The 14,827-nt window shown below is 61.2% G+C and carries 16 protein-coding genes and 1 tRNA gene; 8 read left to right on the top strand and 9 right to left on the bottom strand.

The window, feature by feature from the left end; translation table 11 throughout:
- Window positions 1–18 precede the first annotated feature (18 nt).
- The 3 genes from NXC24_RS02885 to NXC24_RS02895 all read left to right on the top strand — a co-directional run bounded on the left by NXC24_RS02885 (window position 19) and on the right by NXC24_RS02895 (window position 2,037).
- The gene (locus tag NXC24_RS02885) at window positions 19–1,113 is read left to right on the top strand and encodes a 2'-deoxycytidine 5'-triphosphate deaminase (RefSeq protein ID WP_199773514.1); all 1,095 of its coding nucleotides are present in this window, start codon (window positions 19–21) and stop codon (window positions 1,111–1,113) included.
- Between the two features lie 58 nt (window positions 1,114–1,171).
- Window positions 1,172–1,245 (top strand) — tRNA-Gly (locus NXC24_RS02890).
- A 204-nt stretch (window positions 1,246–1,449) separates the two neighbouring features.
- Complete coding sequence (locus tag NXC24_RS02895) at window positions 1,450–2,037, top strand: acyltransferase (RefSeq protein ID WP_104824973.1); 588 nt, start codon at window positions 1,450–1,452, stop codon at window positions 2,035–2,037.
- Window positions 2,038–2,121: 84 nt separating this feature from the next.
- Here the strand turns inward: NXC24_RS02895 and NXC24_RS02900 are convergent, their stop codons facing one another.
- Window positions 2,122–4,131, bottom strand: a complete 2,010-nt coding sequence (locus NXC24_RS02900; RefSeq protein WP_104824974.1) for a methyl-accepting chemotaxis protein — start codon at window positions 4,129–4,131, stop codon at window positions 2,122–2,124.
- Between the two features lie 508 nt (window positions 4,132–4,639).
- On the opposite strand from NXC24_RS02900, the gene NXC24_RS02905 reads away from it, so the two are divergent.
- Window positions 4,640–5,437 (top strand): transporter substrate-binding domain-containing protein, encoded by a 798-nt coding sequence (locus NXC24_RS02905; RefSeq protein ID WP_245463966.1) that lies wholly within the window; start codon window positions 4,640–4,642, stop codon window positions 5,435–5,437.
- Window positions 5,438–5,446: 9 nt separating this feature from the next.
- On the opposite strand, the gene NXC24_RS02910 is transcribed toward NXC24_RS02905, so the two are convergent.
- The 4 genes from NXC24_RS02910 to NXC24_RS02925 form a co-directional block, all read right to left on the bottom strand.
- On the bottom strand, window positions 5,447–5,860 hold the full coding sequence (locus tag NXC24_RS02910) for a tellurite resistance TerB family protein (protein WP_104821932.1): 414 nt from the start codon (window positions 5,858–5,860) through the stop codon (window positions 5,447–5,449).
- 94 nt (window positions 5,861–5,954) lie between these two features.
- On the bottom strand, window positions 5,955–7,022 hold the full coding sequence (locus tag NXC24_RS02915; RefSeq protein WP_104821933.1) for a thermonuclease family protein: 1,068 nt from the start codon (window positions 7,020–7,022) through the stop codon (window positions 5,955–5,957).
- 15 nt (window positions 7,023–7,037) lie between these two features.
- Window positions 7,038–7,703: a helix-turn-helix transcriptional regulator gene (locus NXC24_RS02920; RefSeq protein WP_104821934.1), complete on the bottom strand. Its 666-nt coding sequence runs from the start codon at window positions 7,701–7,703 to the stop codon at window positions 7,038–7,040.
- A 138-nt stretch (window positions 7,704–7,841) separates the two neighbouring features.
- On the bottom strand, window positions 7,842–8,270 hold the full coding sequence (locus tag NXC24_RS02925; RefSeq protein ID WP_104824975.1) for a hypothetical protein: 429 nt from the start codon (window positions 8,268–8,270) through the stop codon (window positions 7,842–7,844).
- Between the two features lie 109 nt (window positions 8,271–8,379).
- Here NXC24_RS02925 and NXC24_RS02930 point away from each other — a divergent pair, with 109 nt between their 5' ends.
- Entirely contained in the window at window positions 8,380–8,736 is a 357-nt protein-coding gene (locus tag NXC24_RS02930; protein WP_104821935.1) for a DUF952 domain-containing protein, read from the top strand.
- Entirely contained in the window at window positions 8,733–9,821 is a 1,089-nt protein-coding gene (locus tag NXC24_RS02935; protein WP_104821936.1) for a quinone-dependent dihydroorotate dehydrogenase, read from the top strand. The genes NXC24_RS02930 and NXC24_RS02935 overlap by 4 nt, the downstream gene beginning before the upstream one ends.
- Here the strand turns inward: NXC24_RS02935 and NXC24_RS02940 are convergent.
- From NXC24_RS02940 to NXC24_RS02950, 3 genes are read right to left on the bottom strand one after another with little or no spacing between them, the layout of a single operon-like run.
- On the bottom strand, window positions 9,797–11,146 hold the full coding sequence (locus tag NXC24_RS02940) for an MATE family efflux transporter (protein ID WP_104821937.1): 1,350 nt from the start codon (window positions 11,144–11,146) through the stop codon (window positions 9,797–9,799). The genes NXC24_RS02935 and NXC24_RS02940 overlap by 25 nt on opposite strands.
- A 17-nt stretch (window positions 11,147–11,163) precedes the next feature.
- The gene (locus tag NXC24_RS02945; RefSeq protein WP_199773560.1) at window positions 11,164–11,664 is read right to left on the bottom strand and encodes a CAP domain-containing protein; all 501 of its coding nucleotides are present in this window, start codon (window positions 11,662–11,664) and stop codon (window positions 11,164–11,166) included.
- Between the two features lie 4 nt (window positions 11,665–11,668).
- Entirely contained in the window at window positions 11,669–11,935 is a 267-nt protein-coding gene (locus NXC24_RS02950) for a DUF6460 domain-containing protein (protein ID WP_104821939.1), read from the bottom strand.
- Between the two features lie 195 nt (window positions 11,936–12,130).
- Here NXC24_RS02950 and NXC24_RS02955 point away from each other — a divergent pair, with 195 nt between their 5' ends.
- Window positions 12,131–13,075: a methyltransferase gene (locus NXC24_RS02955; protein ID WP_104821940.1), complete on the top strand. Its 945-nt coding sequence runs from the start codon at window positions 12,131–12,133 to the stop codon at window positions 13,073–13,075.
- A 49-nt stretch (window positions 13,076–13,124) separates the two neighbouring features.
- Here NXC24_RS02955 and NXC24_RS02960 read toward each other — a convergent pair whose 3' ends face one another.
- Window positions 13,125–13,319, bottom strand: coding sequence for a DUF2735 domain-containing protein (locus NXC24_RS02960; RefSeq protein WP_104821941.1), 195 nt, complete (start codon window positions 13,317–13,319; stop codon window positions 13,125–13,127).
- Between the two features lie 443 nt (window positions 13,320–13,762).
- On the opposite strand from NXC24_RS02960, the gene NXC24_RS02970 reads away from it, so the two are divergent.
- Window positions 13,763–14,803 (top strand): glutamine synthetase beta-grasp domain-containing protein, encoded by a 1,041-nt coding sequence (locus NXC24_RS02970; RefSeq protein WP_104821943.1) that lies wholly within the window; start codon window positions 13,763–13,765, stop codon window positions 14,801–14,803.
- Window positions 14,804–14,827: the final 24 nt, after the last annotated feature.

Here is a 14,827-nt window from a genome sequence, read left to right on the forward strand (position 1 = left end):
GCAAATTATGGAAGAGGCATGATGGCTCGCACTACTGGAATTTTGGCCGATCGCGCAATTGCGGCGCTCTTCGAAGCGGGGCGGCTGACGAGCGAAAAGGAACTGGATGTCGATCAGATCCAGCCGGCGAGCCTTGACCTGAGGCTCAGTGCCCATGCTTTCCGTGTCCGCGCCAGCTTCATGCCCGGCCCGTCGCATCTTGTCGCCGACAAGCTCGACCGGCTGAAGCTGCATGTCGTCGATCTCTCGGAAGGCGCGGTATTGGAAACCGGCTGTGTCTACATCGTGCCGCTGATGGAGCGGCTCGACCTGCCGGCCGACATGTCCGCCTCCGCCAATCCGAAAAGCTCGACCGGCCGTCTCGACATCTTCACCCGCGTCATCACCGACCGCGCCCAGGAGTTCGACAAGATCCCGGCCGGCTATTCCGGTCCTCTTTATCTCGAAATCAGCCCGCGCACCTTCCCGATCGTCGTTCGTCGCGGCTCGCGCCTGTCGCAGATCCGCTTCCGCGTCGGCCAGGCCATGCTCTCCGAGCCGGAATTGCTGGCGCTGCACGAGAGCGAGACGCTGGTCGCCAGCAAGAAGCCGAACGTCACCGGCGGTGGCATAGCGCTCTCGATCGATCTGGCCGGCGACAAGGAAGGCCTGATCGGTTATCGCGGCAAGCACCATACGGCGGTCGTCGATGTCGACAAGAAGGCGCAGCACGATATTTTCGATTTCTGGGAGCCGCTCTATAGCCGCGGCCGCACCGAACTGATCCTCGATCCGGACGAGTTCTATATCCTCGTCTCGCGTGAAGCCGTTCATGTGCCGCCGCATTATGCCGCCGAAATGACGCCCTTCGATCCCCTGGTCGGCGAATTCCGCGTTCATTACGCCGGCTTTTTCGACCCCGGCTTCGGCCACGCCCCCGCCGGCGGCCGCGGCAGCCGCGCCGTGCTGGAAGTCCGCAGCCACGAAGTTCCCTTCATCCTCGAAGACAGCCAGATCGTCGGCCGCCTGGTCTACGAGCACATGCTGGAACAACCCTCCAGCCTCTACGGCTCCGGCCTCGGCTCCAACTATCAGGCGCAGGGCCTCAAGCTGTCGAAGCACTTCCGGCTGTGATCGCCTATTTGGCGGCCTTGACAGAGGCCGCCAACTGTTGGACATCTCTGAATGTCAGGCGGGTGTAGCTCAATGGTAGAGCAGCAGCTTCCCAAGCTGAATACGAGGGTTCGATTCCCTTCACCCGCTCCAGTTCTTCCTTCATAAACAGCTATTTATAGACGGCCTTACCGAGCGCCTACGCACTTGCCTGTCCGGTCCGAACGCGATGGGCGCACAAGCCTGATTTTCGACGACGGCTGGCGCCGGCGTCATCGCCACAACAATACCCATCTTCATTCAGGTTAATGCCAGATATTCCTGCCAAAAATCATCCCTCGACTGGAAGGGATGCCGATGCTCAATGTTGCGCTGCTTTACAGATTGAGGGCGATCTTCGCGCGCGGTGCATTGAGGATTTCCCGCCGCACGAAAGTGCCGCGCAGCGCGACGATCATCTGGAAGGATGGCAGCGTCAGCATCGGGCCAAAGGCCTTTCTGCGCAGGGGGATCGTTATCGATGCCCAACGCGGCAGCATCGATATCGGCCGGAATGTCTCCCTCAACGACTACACAATTCTGCTGGGACGCGGCGGCATCACGATCGGCAACGACGTGCGGATCGCCGCCCATGCCATGGTGGTGTCGTTCGACCACAATTTCGATGATCCCACACAGCCCATTCGCATGCAGGGCGTCACCAAGAAGCCCGTCGTCATCGAAGACGATGTCTGGATCGGCGCCGGGGCGAAAATTCTCGGCGGTTCTTATATATCCAAAGGTTGCGTCATCGGCGCCAATTCCGTCGTCAAGGGCAGAACCATACCCTATGGCGTCTATGTCGGCGCTCCCGCGAAGCTGATCAGGCGCCGGGGCGAATCCGACAGCGTCAGACACGCGGATTTCGAACGGTTTTCTCTCTCCAAAAGAAAAGCGGACCGATAGGCTCCCTCAAACAAACAGGCGGGATGCGATGAAGCATCCCGCCTGTTTTCGTGTCGCGTTATTGCGTCAAGCAGCGTTGCGGGCTCAGAATTCCGTCCAGTCCGCGTCCTTTGTGGGAGCCGCCACCGTCTGGCTGCCGCTGCCGAAGGCGCTCATCAGTTTTTGGCCGAGCGCGCGGGCAGGGGAGGGTGCCGGGCGTGCCTTCGTCCCCTCGACGGCGCGAACCGGAGCAATCGCCGGCCGCGGCGCGGGGCGGGTGACGGCGCGCGGCGTGTGGTTCGAGGGGGCCGCGGCAGCAACATAGTTGCCTTCGGTTCCGGTCATGCGGAACTGGCCGAGCAGGGCCGTCAGCGAGGCGGCTTCTGTTGCCAGGCTATGGCTGGCGGCGGTGCTTTCCTCAACCATGGCGGCGTTCTGCTGCGTGCCGTGATCCATGGCGTTGACGGCGGTGTTGATCTCCTGCAGGCCGGCCGATTGTTCGCGCGAGGCCTCTGCGATCGCGTGCACATGCCGGTTGATCTCCTGCACTTCCGAGACGATGACGTCGAGCGCCTTGCCGGTCTCGTCGACGAGATTGACGCCGGTCTGCACATGCGTGCTGGATGCGGTGATCAGCGATTTGATCTCCTTGGCGGCATTGGCCGAGCGCTGCGCCAGTTCGCGCACTTCCTGGGCGACGACCGCAAAGCCCTTGCCGGCTTCACCGGCGCGAGCGGCTTCGACGCCGGCGTTCAGAGCGAGAAGATTGGTCTGGAAGGCAATGTCGTCGATCACGCCGATGATGTTGCCGATCTCAGACGAGGATTTCTCGATCTGCTGCATGGCGCTGACGGCGTTGCGGACGATCTCGCCGGACCGTTCGGCGCCGGAGCGGGTGTGGGCGACAAGCTGGCTTGCTTCCTCCGCCCGCTTGGCGGCGTCCTTGACGGTAGTGGTGATCTGCTCGAGGGCGGCCGCCGTTTCTTCGACGGCGGCGGCCTGTTGTTCCGTGCGCTTGGAAAGCTCGTCGGCGGAGCCGCGGATTTCATTGGCGCCGGCGTTGATGGCGCGTGCATTGGCACCCACCGCCTGCATGGCCTCGTTCAGCTTGATGAGCGAATGGTTGAAATCCTGCCGTAGCTGATCGAGATGGGCGACGAACTGCGTGTTGATGTGGGTGACGAGATCACCTTGCGCTAAGCGCTTCAGACCGTCGCCGAGCGCCTGCACTGCCTGCTGCAGATGCGCGGCTTCGGTCGCCTGCCGCGCTTCACGTTCGGCGTGCTCGCTGTCGCTGAGATTACGGTCGACTTCGGCTTGCGCTTCCAGCCGGGCGCGTTCGATGGCGTTGTCGCGGAAAACGGAAACTGCCGAGGCCATTTGACCGATTTCGTCGCGACGGTCGAGACCTTCGATCTCGCTCGCCGTATCACCGCTGGCAAGCGTCACCATGCGGCGATGCAGGCGCGTCAGCGGCGTCGCAATGCCAGTCTGCGCGACATAGACGCCGAGGATCATGGCCAGAAGCGTCAGAGTGCCGAGAATGCCGAGCGTGTAGTTGATCGTGGTATTGACGTGGGCGGACACGGCATCGCCGCCATCATTCATCCGGTCGGTCAACTCATTGTTATTGGCCTGCATCTTGACGACGAGCGCGGTCAGCTTGTCGCTGATGGCGGCCATATTCGCATTCGCGCCCTTGACGTCGCCGCTCTTGCGCTGGTCGATCACCTTGTTCGTCAGCGCTTCCAGCTCGTCTATGCCGGCGAGGATCTGATCCATCTGTGCTTTTTGCGCAGGGACCTGATTTTCGGCCTGCTTCAATCGGTCCTTGGCCTCGCCAAAGCGGCTTTTGCCGGCGGCAACCGTCTTGAAGGCGTCGCTGTCGGGGTCGAAATTCAGCATCATGCTTGCCTGCAGCACGGAGGCCAGAACGGAAGTGCTGGAGCGCGTGCCTTGGGTCGCCGCAACCGCCTCGTTGTCGAGGAAGGCGCTGTAGACCTGATCCGCCTTGCGGAATTCGCTGACGATGAAGAGCAGGCCGGCGAAGGAGATGATCCCGAAAAACAGGATCACGGCGAGCATCTTGGTTTTGATTTTCAGGTTCCTGAACATGACGATCCGTCCGAGGGATATCGCGCCGCACCGGACGGCAGCGCGCAATGATCCGCTTTCCCTGGAGAAACGAAGGACATCGCGCTTGCTGCCTGGTGCACGCAAGTGAAGCCGAATTTTATGAGATACCTTGGCAAGCAAGGTTCGGACGACCTGCGTCATGCAATCGGCTTCCGGAGCCGACGTCGTCGGTGCCAAATAGAATCGATAGAGCTTAATCGACCGCTAACGCAGATATCTTCAAGGCCGGATTCTGCGGTGTATCCACGCTTTTCCAAGTATCGCAATACTGCGATGCGATTGCATCGGCGGCTTTGCCTGAAGGGATCGTTGCGACGGACGGGCAGGGCGGTATATTCTCCCTTCGGCACGACTCTGTTACACCGATTTCGAAATCGGAAACCGCGAACCGACCGGAGGCTGGATCATCATGCGTGTTTGCCCTTCGGCGTTGGGATCCTTGGCAAGGCTTTTGGTATGCGCGGCGCTGATCCCCGCGTCCTGCACCATGCCTCTGGCGGCCCAAGAGGCGCCGCCGTCCGGCCTGCCGATCTTATTCGATTCGCGCGAGCGGCTGCCGAAGCCGGACCTTTCGTCGCTGGTCAGGCTGCGTTTCCTGACCTCCGTCGACTTCCCGCCCTTCAATTTCGCCGATCAGAATGGAAAGCTCGCCGGCTTTCATGTCGATCTTGCCCGCGAGATCTGCGACGAGCTCGGCATATCGGACAAATGTCAGATCCAGGCGCTGCCCTTCGATGAATTGCAGAGTGCGCTCGCCGCCTCGCAAGGGGATGCGGTGATCGCCGGCGTCGCGGTGACGTCCGAGCTGCGCAAGAGCTTTGCCTTTTCGCGTCCTTTTCTGATGTTGCCTGCCCGTTTCGTCCGCAATCTCAAAGCGTCGATCGACGGCACGACGGCCGCCGCCCTTACCGGTCATCCGGTGGGTGTGGTCAAGGGCACGGCGCATGAGGCGATGCTCGCCGCCTTTTTCCCCGCCATCAAGCAAGTGCCCTTCGACGACAAGGACGCGCTCCTGGCGGCAGTGAAGGACGGCAAGGTGGACGCCGCCTTTGCCGATGGGTTGCAACTATCCTTCTGGGTATCGTCGTCATCGGCCGAAAAATGCTGCGCGCTGTTCGACGGACCCTATCTCTCGCAGCAATTCCTTGGCGAGGGCATGACCATCATGTTGCGCCAGCAGGACGCCGATCTAACGGCCGCGATCAACCATGCGCTGGCAACACTGTCACGCGATGGCCGGCTCCAGGAAATCTACCTGCGCTATTTTCCCTACGGCCTCTATTGAGGACGCTTCTCAGCCCTTGCGGTAGCGGGCAATGGCGCTGCGCTCAATGGCGGCGCAGGTGAGCTTGTCGAGACCAAGACGGTCGCGCAGCAGGCTGAGCAGGCGCAGCTCCTCCGCCTTGACCGAGAAATCGGCAGAAGCGACCTCGACGGCAAGCGCGTAGGCGGTGTCATAGAGCCGCGCCGGCAGGGTGTCGCGCACCGTCTCCAGCACGATATCGAGCCCTTCGCTGCCTGCGAGAAGCTTGGCGCAATCGCGCGAAACGGAGATCAGCCGCTCGTCATCGAAACCGTCGAAAACCGGGAGCGCGTGGATCAGCTCGCCGATCCGCCCCAATTCCTTGTCGTTCATCGTCCGATCGACGGCGGATGCTATCACCATGACGTAGATCAGGGCTTCGTGGGCGGAAAGCGGCTTGTTCATGGCAGATCAAAATCCTTCAATTTGGCAGCAGACTAGAAAGTCGCGCCTCTCATGACAAGGGCTCGTGTCGGAAGCGCGGCGTCAGATTGTGATGTCAGATTGGATTAAGTGGGTTTTCCTTGGCAGGCGCCGGCCCGAGCGTTGATTTTCCGCCGACGCGCGGATCGTCGCCGTAGATGCCGCGCTTCTGCTGCTTTGCCTGTTCGGCAAGGGCGACCAGCGGCGATCCGGCCTCCGGCTCGGCCCAGCCGAACCGTACCAGCCATTCGCTGAGATCGACGCGAACATATCGGCAGGCGCCGATCACCGTACCCTGCCAGGTTGGGCTCGGCAGGTCGCAGTCGACGGTGCGGCCACGCAGATACATGCGGAAGGCCGTACGCGCCGCCGCCCCGCAGGGCCAACTCTTGCCGCTCGGCCCGGTGCACATCCGGTCGACATCGGTCGGAATGATGCCGGGAAGCTGCACGCTCTTGCCGCCAATGGTCAGTATGCCGGCGCGGTCTGAAAACGGCCGCACCAGTTCCACCGGCTTTGCCTGCTCGCTGGGCTTTTGATCACCGTCGGGCGACGCTTGCTGAGATGGCGGTTCTGCGGGCACGGTCCGGTGGGCCGCGGCCTCCCGCTCCCTGTCCACCTGATCGGCCGGCATCTGGTTTGCCGGCGTCTGGCCTATATCGGTCTGGTCGGAGGCCGCCGGAGTTGCCTGCGCCAGTTGCGTCTCGTTCGAATTTGCCGGCGTCGTCTTTCGCTGCGCCAACTCGGTGGACGCGCTGCTTTCCGGCAAAATTGCCGGCTGCACGGCTGCGGTGGAGCTGCCTTTGTCAATTTGAGCCGCGCTGTCGGCGACAAGAGCTTTCGCCGTCTCTTCCAGTGTCGACGTCGGAGTTATAGGCGGTTGATGGCTGTTGTCCGCCGCCGCGGCAACGGCGGCAGATTGTACGGCGCTCGTATCGGCAGGTTGCTGGGCCGAAGCGGTTGTTGCCGGGACGGCGGCCTTTGCCATTTCCGTCGGCGCCGGCGTGCTCACGGCAGGTGCGCTTTCCGCTTTGGCTTTGGTCGACAAGCCAGAGCCATGCTCCTCAACCTGCACGGCAATCAGCGTCAGCCACGAACCGAGGACCACGCCTACGACGCTTGCAAGCCAAATATCACGACGCATCACGAGAAAACTTTCCTATTGGCTGGCCCAAATGATCCGCGCAATCCATTCGACATCCGCAAGATCGAAGCTTCGATTCGGATGTTCCGGGTTGAGCGACAGCAGTTCGATCGACCGCGCGGTTTGTCGCAGTAGCACCTTGGCCATGACTTCGCCCTCGCGGGTCTTGACCACGACGCGATCATTGCGCCTGATCTGCGCGCCCGGCTCAACGATCAGTATGTCGCCATCGCGATAGAGCGGCAGCATGCTCTCGCCCTGCACTTCCAGCGCGTAGACGCCTCCCTTTTGCCCCGGCGGCACCGGAAATTCCACCATGTCCCATCCCTGGCCAACCGGAAAGCCGCCGTCATCGAAAAAGCCGCCGGAACCGGCTTGGGCAAAGCCGAGCAGCGGTATGGAGCTTGCCGGCATTGGGAAGGAGCGATCGAATGTGCCGCTGGCGCCATCCGCCGACCGCATGAAGCCGAGAAACTGCTCGATGCTGGCCCCGGTTGCGTCCAGAACCTTGGCGATCGATTCAGTCGACGGCCAGCGCAGGCGCCCATCCTGGCTCAACCGCTTTGACTTGTTAAACGAAGTGGGGTCGAGGCCAGCGCGCCGGGCAAGACCTGATGCCGTGAGGGCATGCCGTTCGGCAAGCCTGTCGATTGCACTCCATATCTGCTCATGTGACAGCATCGCCGTTCAGCACTCGGAAGCCGGATTGTCCGGCGTTTGGCCCTAAAAGAAAGGTTAACCGAGGCTTTTTTACGAGTAAAGCGGAGCGTAGGAATAAGGTCCTTTATCCCCCTGCTTTCGCTTTTGATTCCAGTGGCTTCAGGTCTTTTGCGGTTGCGCCTGGGTGTCGGGCGCCTCCTTCTGGAATTCTTTCGCCATCCCCATGAAGCCGCGCATGAATTTCTGCATGATGCCGAGGGTTCGATCGATCTCGGCGTCACTCGGCAGGTTCGATCCACTGCTTGCGGCCACTGTCTTTTCCAGCTTCGAGACGCGATCTGAGAGGCGGTCGAGTTCGTTTTCATAGGCTGCGCGCTCATCGGCAGCCATGCGGCAGACCAGATTGCCGTTCTGATCATCGCAGATCGACATGGCGCCCGTCTGCTTGTCCAGACGGACGAAATGATCGCCGCTGCGCTCGAGCTGGAAGCGCGCCGGGTCCGGCTCCGCGGCATGGCCGGGCGTCGCGAGAAGAAGAGCGGCAGGCAGGATGAGGGCCGCAAGGCCCGATATCGTTTCCTTCGTCATGTCATCCTCCGGATTTTCTGCTTTACTGTGCATCCATCTGCACTTTTCCCCGTGGACATCGGCAACGGTTTTCGTGCAAAGCCCTATCAAGGACAAAAGTCATGTAAGGATGATGACCGCGATGCCAGTGGTTTACAAGATCGTGCCGGATACGCTCTGGCAGCAAGCCAGACAAACCGGCGTTTTTAATGGCGCATCGATCGATCTGACCGACAATTTCATCCATTTGTCGACGGCGACGCAGGCAAAGGAAACGGCTGCGCGGTATTTTGCCGGCCAGGAGGGCCTGCTGCTGGTGGCGATCGACGGCGACGCGCTCGGTGACAAGCTGGTATTCGAGCCCTCGCGCGGCGGCGATCTTTTCCCGCATCTCTACGCGCCGCTCCAGCTTTCGACCGTGCTCTGGGAAAAGCCTCTATTGCTCGGCCCCGACGGCGCGCATGTCTTTCCGGAGATGCCGGAATGATCGGCGCCTTCCGCGATCTCGGCCGGCGCGGTCTGTTCATGTTCGATCCGGAGACAGCGCATGGAATGTCGATCGCCGCGCTGAGATCCGGGCTTGTTCCGGCCTGCCGGACCGGTAGCGACCCGCGCCTGCGCCAGACCGTGGCCGGACTGGATTTTGCCAATCCGCTCGGCATGGCTGCCGGCTATGACAAAAACGCCGAGGTGCCCGAGGCTCTGTTGAAGCTCGGCTTCGGTTTTACCGAGATCGGCACGGTGACTCCGAAACCGCAATCCGGCAATCCGCGTCCACGCATCTTCCGCCTGGTCGAGGATGAAGGTGTCATCAACCGCCTCGGCTTCAACAATGAAGGCCACGAGGCGGCGTTCCGGCGTCTGCAGCCGATCCGCGGCAAGGGCATCATCGGCGTCAACATCGGCGCCAACAAGGATAGCGCCGACCGCATCGCCGATTACGTCGCCGGCATCCGCCGTTTCTATTCCGTGGCGCGCTATTTCACCGCCAACATCTCCTCGCCGAACACGCCAGGCCTGCGCGACCTGCAGGCGCGTGAAAGCCTGTCCGCGCTGTTGTCGGCGGTCCTCGCGGCCCGCGACGAAGAGGCGGCAAAGGCAGGCAAAAAAATCCCGGTCTTCCTAAAGATCGCACCGGATTTGACCGAAGAGGGCATGGACGACATCGCCGCCGAAGTTTTGGCGCATGCGCTGGACGGGCTGATTGTCTCCAACACCACGCTTTCGCGCGACGGCTTGAAGGATCAGGTCCAGGCAAAGGAAGCCGGCGGTCTCTCCGGCAAGCCGCTCTTCGAAAAATCGACGGTCGTGCTGGCAAAGATGCGCCGCCGCGTCGGCGCAGCCCTGCCGATTATCGGCGTCGGCGGCGTGTCATCGGCAGAGACGGCATTGGAGAAGATCAAGGCCGGTGCCGATCTCGTGCAGCTCTACTCCTGCATGGTCTATGAAGGCCCCGGCCTGCCGGGCCGTATCGTGACCGGCCTGTCGAAGCTGCTCGACCGCGAGCGTGCCGGCTCAATCCGCGAGCTGCGCGACAGCAAGCTCGATCATTGGGCCAGCCGAAACGTCTGATCGGCGCGCTTTTTCAGCCCCATGACGAGGAAAATGCCGCGGAACAGCAGGAAGGCGTTCATGGCCAGCCATAGGCCGTGATTGCCGAGCGTCGGCACGAAGACCGCAAGTGCCAAAAGGTAGCCGGCAAACGACATCAGCATGCGGTTGCGCATGTCGCGTGACCAGGTGGCACCGATGAAGACGCCGTCCATCAGAAAAGCGAGCGCGCCGGTGAGCCCGGTGACGGCGGCCCAGGGCAGGTAGGTTTCAGCAGCGGCCCGAACTTCCTGCGAGGTCGTCAGCATGCGGATCAGCGCCGGGCCGACGGCGAAGAAGAACACGGCGGCGGCAAGTGCCAGCCCGAAGGACCAAAGCCCGGTCAACTTCAGCCCGCGCTCGAAGGCCGGACGATAGTTGGCACCGATCGAACGGCCGGTGATCTGCTCGGCGGCGTTCGCCAGCCCGTCGAGGTAATAGCCGGAAAGCAGAAAGAAGTTCATCAGCACGGCGTTTGCGGCAAGCGTCACCGCGCCGAACGTGTTGCCGATGCGGGTCATCAGCGTGAAAGCGCCGATCAGCACGAAGGTACGGATGAGAATGTCGCGGTTGAGCGCAAAAAGCTGCGTGAGTTTGGCGCGTGACAGAAGCTCGGCCCGGGCGGGCCGCGCTTCACCGGCAAAGCTGCGCAGCACGATGGCAAGGCCCGTGAGCGCGCCGACAGCCTCGCCGATCAAAGTGCCCCAGGCGACACCCGCGACACCCCAGCCAAGCCATAGGCCGAGCAGGATGGCAAGGATGATGTTGACGCCGTTAATCAAGGTCTGCAGCAAAAGCCCGATGCGGCCCTGACCCCGCCCGAGCACGAAGCCGAGGATGGCGTAGTTCGCAAGTGCGGCCGGGCCGGACAGCATGCGGATCGAGAAATAGGTGCGTGTCGCGTCGGCGATACCGCCTTCAGGCCCCATCAGCTTGATGCCGAGCCAGAGCAATAGGGGCGACATTAGGAGGAGCAGCAGACCGCATCCGAGCGCCGAGAGCAGTGCCCGCCAAAACACCGCCTGCTGCTCATGCCGGTCGTGGCGGCCATAGGCTTGCGCCGTCAGGCCGGTGGTCGAAGAGCGCAGGAAGTTGAAGCTTGCGAAGATGAGGTCGAAGAGCACCGCGCCGATCGCCAGCCCCGCCAGCGCTTCCGGTTGGCCGAGATGCCCGACGACGGCGGTATCTGCAAGACCCAGCAACGGTGTCGTCATGAAGCCGAGCGTCATCGGAACGGCGATGGACAGCACCAGCCGGTGCGTCACGTCGAAAGGCAGAACCCTTGCGCTATGCTCTCGATGATCCATGTCCAATCAGCCCGTCTTCAATTCGAAGAGAGCACCATGGACCAGTAGGGCTTGTCATTGGAAGAGGGGGTGTAGGCGAGGGCGACGCCGAGACCGTTATATTTGCCGAGCATGTTGTGCAAATGCTTCGGCGAATTGATCCAGGCCGTCACCGCGGCGTTCACGTCGCGCTGACCCTCGGCAATGTTTTCGGCCGCCGGCAACTTGACGCCGCTCGCCTTGACGCGCGTGCCGAAGTTGTCGCCGATACCCATCAGATGTTCCATCCTGCCGGCGTCGGCCATCCGTTTGGCCTGGTAGATCGCCGCCGTGCTGGCCGCTGGATCGATCTTCAGTGGCGGTAGCCCGTTCTTGGCGCGCAGGGAGTTGACGAGCGGCAGCGCGGAAGCTGTCTCGTCTTTGGCCGGCGTGTTGGAAACATGGGTGGGCTGCGTGGCGCAGCTCGCGAGGACGGCGGCGAGCGCTAGGCCCGTGAGGCGCAGCGCGGGGCGCCGCGTGGAAAGCGGAATTTTGGGGATCATATCAGCGACGGTAATTGATAAGGCGGAGGATGATGAAGAGCGGAATGACAATGGTGGCGCCGAGCAGCATGTAATCGCCGAACTCGCCGAGCGCAGCAAAGCCGCTGTGCCAGAGATCGAGGAGGAAGCGCCGGAGACCATAGAGGAAGTCGAGCGGCCGCCAGCCGAAGAATTTCATCACGAAACCGACGATCAGCGACACGATGATAAGCTTCACGAGTGTACGGCCGGGCGAGTCGCCGAGGAACCTGTTCACCTGATCGGACATGCGGCTGTCTCCATAATGCCTGTCGAGCGGTTTTGAGATAAGGCTGCGGCTTGCGACTCGCAAGCGCTTTTGCCCGATGCGTACCGAAACAGTGCGCACCGAACCGTGCTTACCTGAAACATGTGTCTGCCTGAAATAGGACTTGAGTTTTTTTGTGGCCGCGTCCAAAGGCGGGTATCAAACAGGGCTGAGATCATGCTGCCGACTGAGCTTTCCTCCGGCGACGTCATTGCCGACCGTCGCGCAGACTATGCGAAGATGCTCGCCGAAAGCGGTGAGCCGGCAAGCGCTGCCGAATTGATGGAGCAGGCGCTGGAACTGACGCCTGGCTGGGCCGCAGGCTGGTTCACCCTGGCGACTTATCGTGAAAAAGCGGGAAATACAGAGGGTGCCATCGAGGCGCTGACAAAGGTTCTGGCCCTCGATGCCGGCGATGTCTTCGGCGCCCGGCTGAAGCTTTCGGTTCTGGGAGCGGCCGAACTGCCCGACCAACCGCCGAGCCGCTATGTCGAGCGCCTCTTCGACGACTATGCCGATCGCTTCGAGACATCGCTGGTCGAAAAACTCGACTACAGTGTCCCGCAGAAGCTTGCGGCTTTGGTCGCCGACACGGCCGGCATTTCCGGGCATTTCCGTCTTGCCGTCGATCTCGGCTGCGGCACGGGCCTATTCGGTCCGGAAATCCGCACGCGGGTCGATCGGCTGGAAGGGTTCGACCTGTCGAAAGGCATGCTCGCCAGGGCAGCGGAGAAGGGGATTTATGATCACCTGGGACAAGCCGATCTTTCGCTGCCTCCGCCCCAGTCTGGCGTTTTCGACGGCGAGCTCACGCCGGCACGGGCCGACTTGATTACCGCCGCCGACGTGCTGATGTACCTCGGCAATCTTCAGAGCGTCATGACAATCGTCGGGGAACTAGCCGTCTCCGGGGCCGTGTTCGCTTTTTCCGTCGAGGATGCGGGAGAGGAGGAAGGTTATCTTCTGCGCGACTCCCTGCGTTTCGCCCATTCGGAAGCCTATGTCAGGACGATATTGGCCGCTCGTGGCTTTGTTGTCCTCAGTCTCGCGCGCAGCATCATTCGCATGGATGCCGGAAAACCGGTGCAAGGCATTTTGTTCGTTACCCAGAAATCCGCCTGACCGGCCCATGGCCGGATCGCTATATCGCGCTATAGGTGAGCGGTAACGTCTATTGCTTGCGGGTCTGGTCGGACTCCGTAATGGCGGCTTCGTGATACCAGCTATCGAAAGCAGCCGTCGCGATGCGCGGGCCGATATCGGGATCAAGGTTCACCTGATCGCGTTGGCCGGCAGCCGGGACGGTTCGGGTCTTGATGGGAAACTGAAAAATCTTTGCCGTTTCGTGTTGAGGGCTGGTTGCCATTGCAATGTCTCTCCCTTTTTGGTGTTCAGCGGGCGCGCTTCAAGAGACAGCTTATATATAGCAGAGTCGGAGGCCATTTTTGAGAGATGTGCCCAAAAAAAATGCAAAAGGTTGAATTTATAGGCAATTTTGAGGTTTTGTGGCGTTGGAATGTGGTTTTCGGGCGCCTAATTGTTGCGCTGCTTCGAATCTGCCGCACTGCGACAAGTTGGCAGCACCTTTCGGCCAAGTTGCTCACGATTTTGAGAGAATCCGAGCTGGGGCGATGGAAAATCGGCAAAAATTGACTCCGATTTGTGCATTTTTCTTCGAACGGCAGCGCATCTCGCTCAAATTGGCATGTCAAATGCATGTCACATGGCGGCCGTAGGTGGCGAAGATTTCCGGGCGGGCGCCTTCGAATTTTCTCTGCTTCGGGTAGTTAAACCCTTATGAGGTGCGTAATGACGAAGTTTAAGCTCGAGTATATCTGGCTCGACGGGTACACCCCGGTACCGAACCTGCGCGGTAAAACGCAGATCAAGGAATTTGCTGATTTTCCGAAGCTTGAAGAGCTTCCGCTTTGGGGCTTCGACGGTTCGTCGACGATGCAGGCCGAAGGCCGCAGCTCCGATTGCGTGCTGAAGCCCGTAGCGATCTATCCGGATCCGGCCCGTACGAACGGCGCCCTCGTCATGTGCGAAGTCATGATGCCGGACGGCGTAACGCCGCATCCGTCCAACAGCCGCGCCACCATCCTCGACGACGAAGACGCCTGGTTCGGCTTCGAGCAGGAATACTTCTTCTACCAGGACGGCCGTCCGCTCGGCTTCCCGGAATCCGGCTACCCGGCTCCGCAGGGGCCCTACTACACCGGCGTCGGCTACAAGAACGTCGGCGATGTCGCCCGCGAAATCGTTGAAGAGCACCTCGACCTTTGCCTCGAAGCAGGCATCAACCATGAAGGCATCAACGCCGAAGTGGCCAAGGGCCAGTGGGAATTCCAGATTTTCGGCAAGGGCTCCAAGAAGGCCGCCGACCAGATCTGGATGGCACGCTACCTGCTGCTGCGTCTTTGCGAAAAGTACGGCATTGATATCGAGTTCCATTGCAAGCCGCTCGGCGACACCGACTGGAACGGTTCGGGCATGCACTGCAACTTCTCGACCAAGTTCATGCGCGAAGTCGGCGGCAAGGCCTATTTCGAAGCGCTCATGGCTCAGTTCGACAAGAACCTGCATGACCACATTGCGGTCTACGGCCCGGACAACCACATGCGCCTGACCGGCAAGCATGAAACTGCTCCGTGGAACAAGTTCAGCTACGGCGTTGCCGACCGCGGTGCTTCGATCCGCGTTCCGCACTCCTTCATCAAGAACGACTACAAGGGCTACCTCGAAGATCGTCGTCCGAACTCTCAGGGCTGCCCCTACCAGATCGCTTCCCAGGTTCTGAAGACCATCTCGGAAGTTCCGACGGCTGGCTTCGCTTCCGAAGCTGCTTGATCGTTATCGGTCTCGGTTCGCCGA

The organism is Rhizobium sp. NXC24, assembly GCF_002944315.1.
Classification (GTDB): Bacteria; Pseudomonadota; Alphaproteobacteria; order Rhizobiales; family Rhizobiaceae; genus Rhizobium.

Excerpts from the sequence above, each read along its gene's own strand:
- NXC24_RS02885 (WP_199773514.1), top strand. The coding sequence starts at position 19 with ATGATGGCTCGCACTACTGGAATTTTGGCCGATCGCGCAATTGCGGCG.
- NXC24_RS02895 (WP_104824973.1), top strand. The coding sequence starts at position 1,450 with ATGCTCAATGTTGCGCTGCTTTACAGATTGAGGGCGATCTTCGCGCGC.
- NXC24_RS02900 (WP_104824974.1), bottom strand. The coding sequence starts at position 4,131 with ATGTTCAGGAACCTGAAAATCAAAACCAAGATGCTCGCCGTGATCCTG.
- NXC24_RS02905 (WP_245463966.1), top strand. The coding sequence starts at position 4,640 with ATGCCTCTGGCGGCCCAAGAGGCGCCGCCGTCCGGCCTGCCGATCTTA.
- NXC24_RS02910 (WP_104821932.1), bottom strand. The coding sequence starts at position 5,860 with ATGAACAAGCCGCTTTCCGCCCACGAAGCCCTGATCTACGTCATGGTG.
- NXC24_RS02915 (WP_104821933.1), bottom strand. The coding sequence starts at position 7,022 with ATGCGTCGTGATATTTGGCTTGCAAGCGTCGTAGGCGTGGTCCTCGGT.
- NXC24_RS02920 (WP_104821934.1), bottom strand. The coding sequence starts at position 7,703 with ATGCTGTCACATGAGCAGATATGGAGTGCAATCGACAGGCTTGCCGAA.
- NXC24_RS02925 (WP_104824975.1), bottom strand. The coding sequence starts at position 8,270 with ATGACGAAGGAAACGATATCGGGCCTTGCGGCCCTCATCCTGCCTGCC.
- NXC24_RS02930 (WP_104821935.1), top strand. The coding sequence starts at position 8,380 with ATGATGACCGCGATGCCAGTGGTTTACAAGATCGTGCCGGATACGCTC.
- NXC24_RS02935 (WP_104821936.1), top strand. The coding sequence starts at position 8,733 with ATGATCGGCGCCTTCCGCGATCTCGGCCGGCGCGGTCTGTTCATGTTC.
- NXC24_RS02940 (WP_104821937.1), bottom strand. The coding sequence starts at position 11,146 with ATGGATCATCGAGAGCATAGCGCAAGGGTTCTGCCTTTCGACGTGACG.
- NXC24_RS02950 (WP_104821939.1), bottom strand. The coding sequence starts at position 11,935 with ATGTCCGATCAGGTGAACAGGTTCCTCGGCGACTCGCCCGGCCGTACA.
- NXC24_RS02955 (WP_104821940.1), top strand. The coding sequence starts at position 12,131 with ATGCTGCCGACTGAGCTTTCCTCCGGCGACGTCATTGCCGACCGTCGC.
- NXC24_RS02960 (WP_104821941.1), bottom strand. The coding sequence starts at position 13,319 with ATGGCAACCAGCCCTCAACACGAAACGGCAAAGATTTTTCAGTTTCCC.
- NXC24_RS02970 (WP_104821943.1), top strand. The coding sequence starts at position 13,763 with ATGACGAAGTTTAAGCTCGAGTATATCTGGCTCGACGGGTACACCCCG.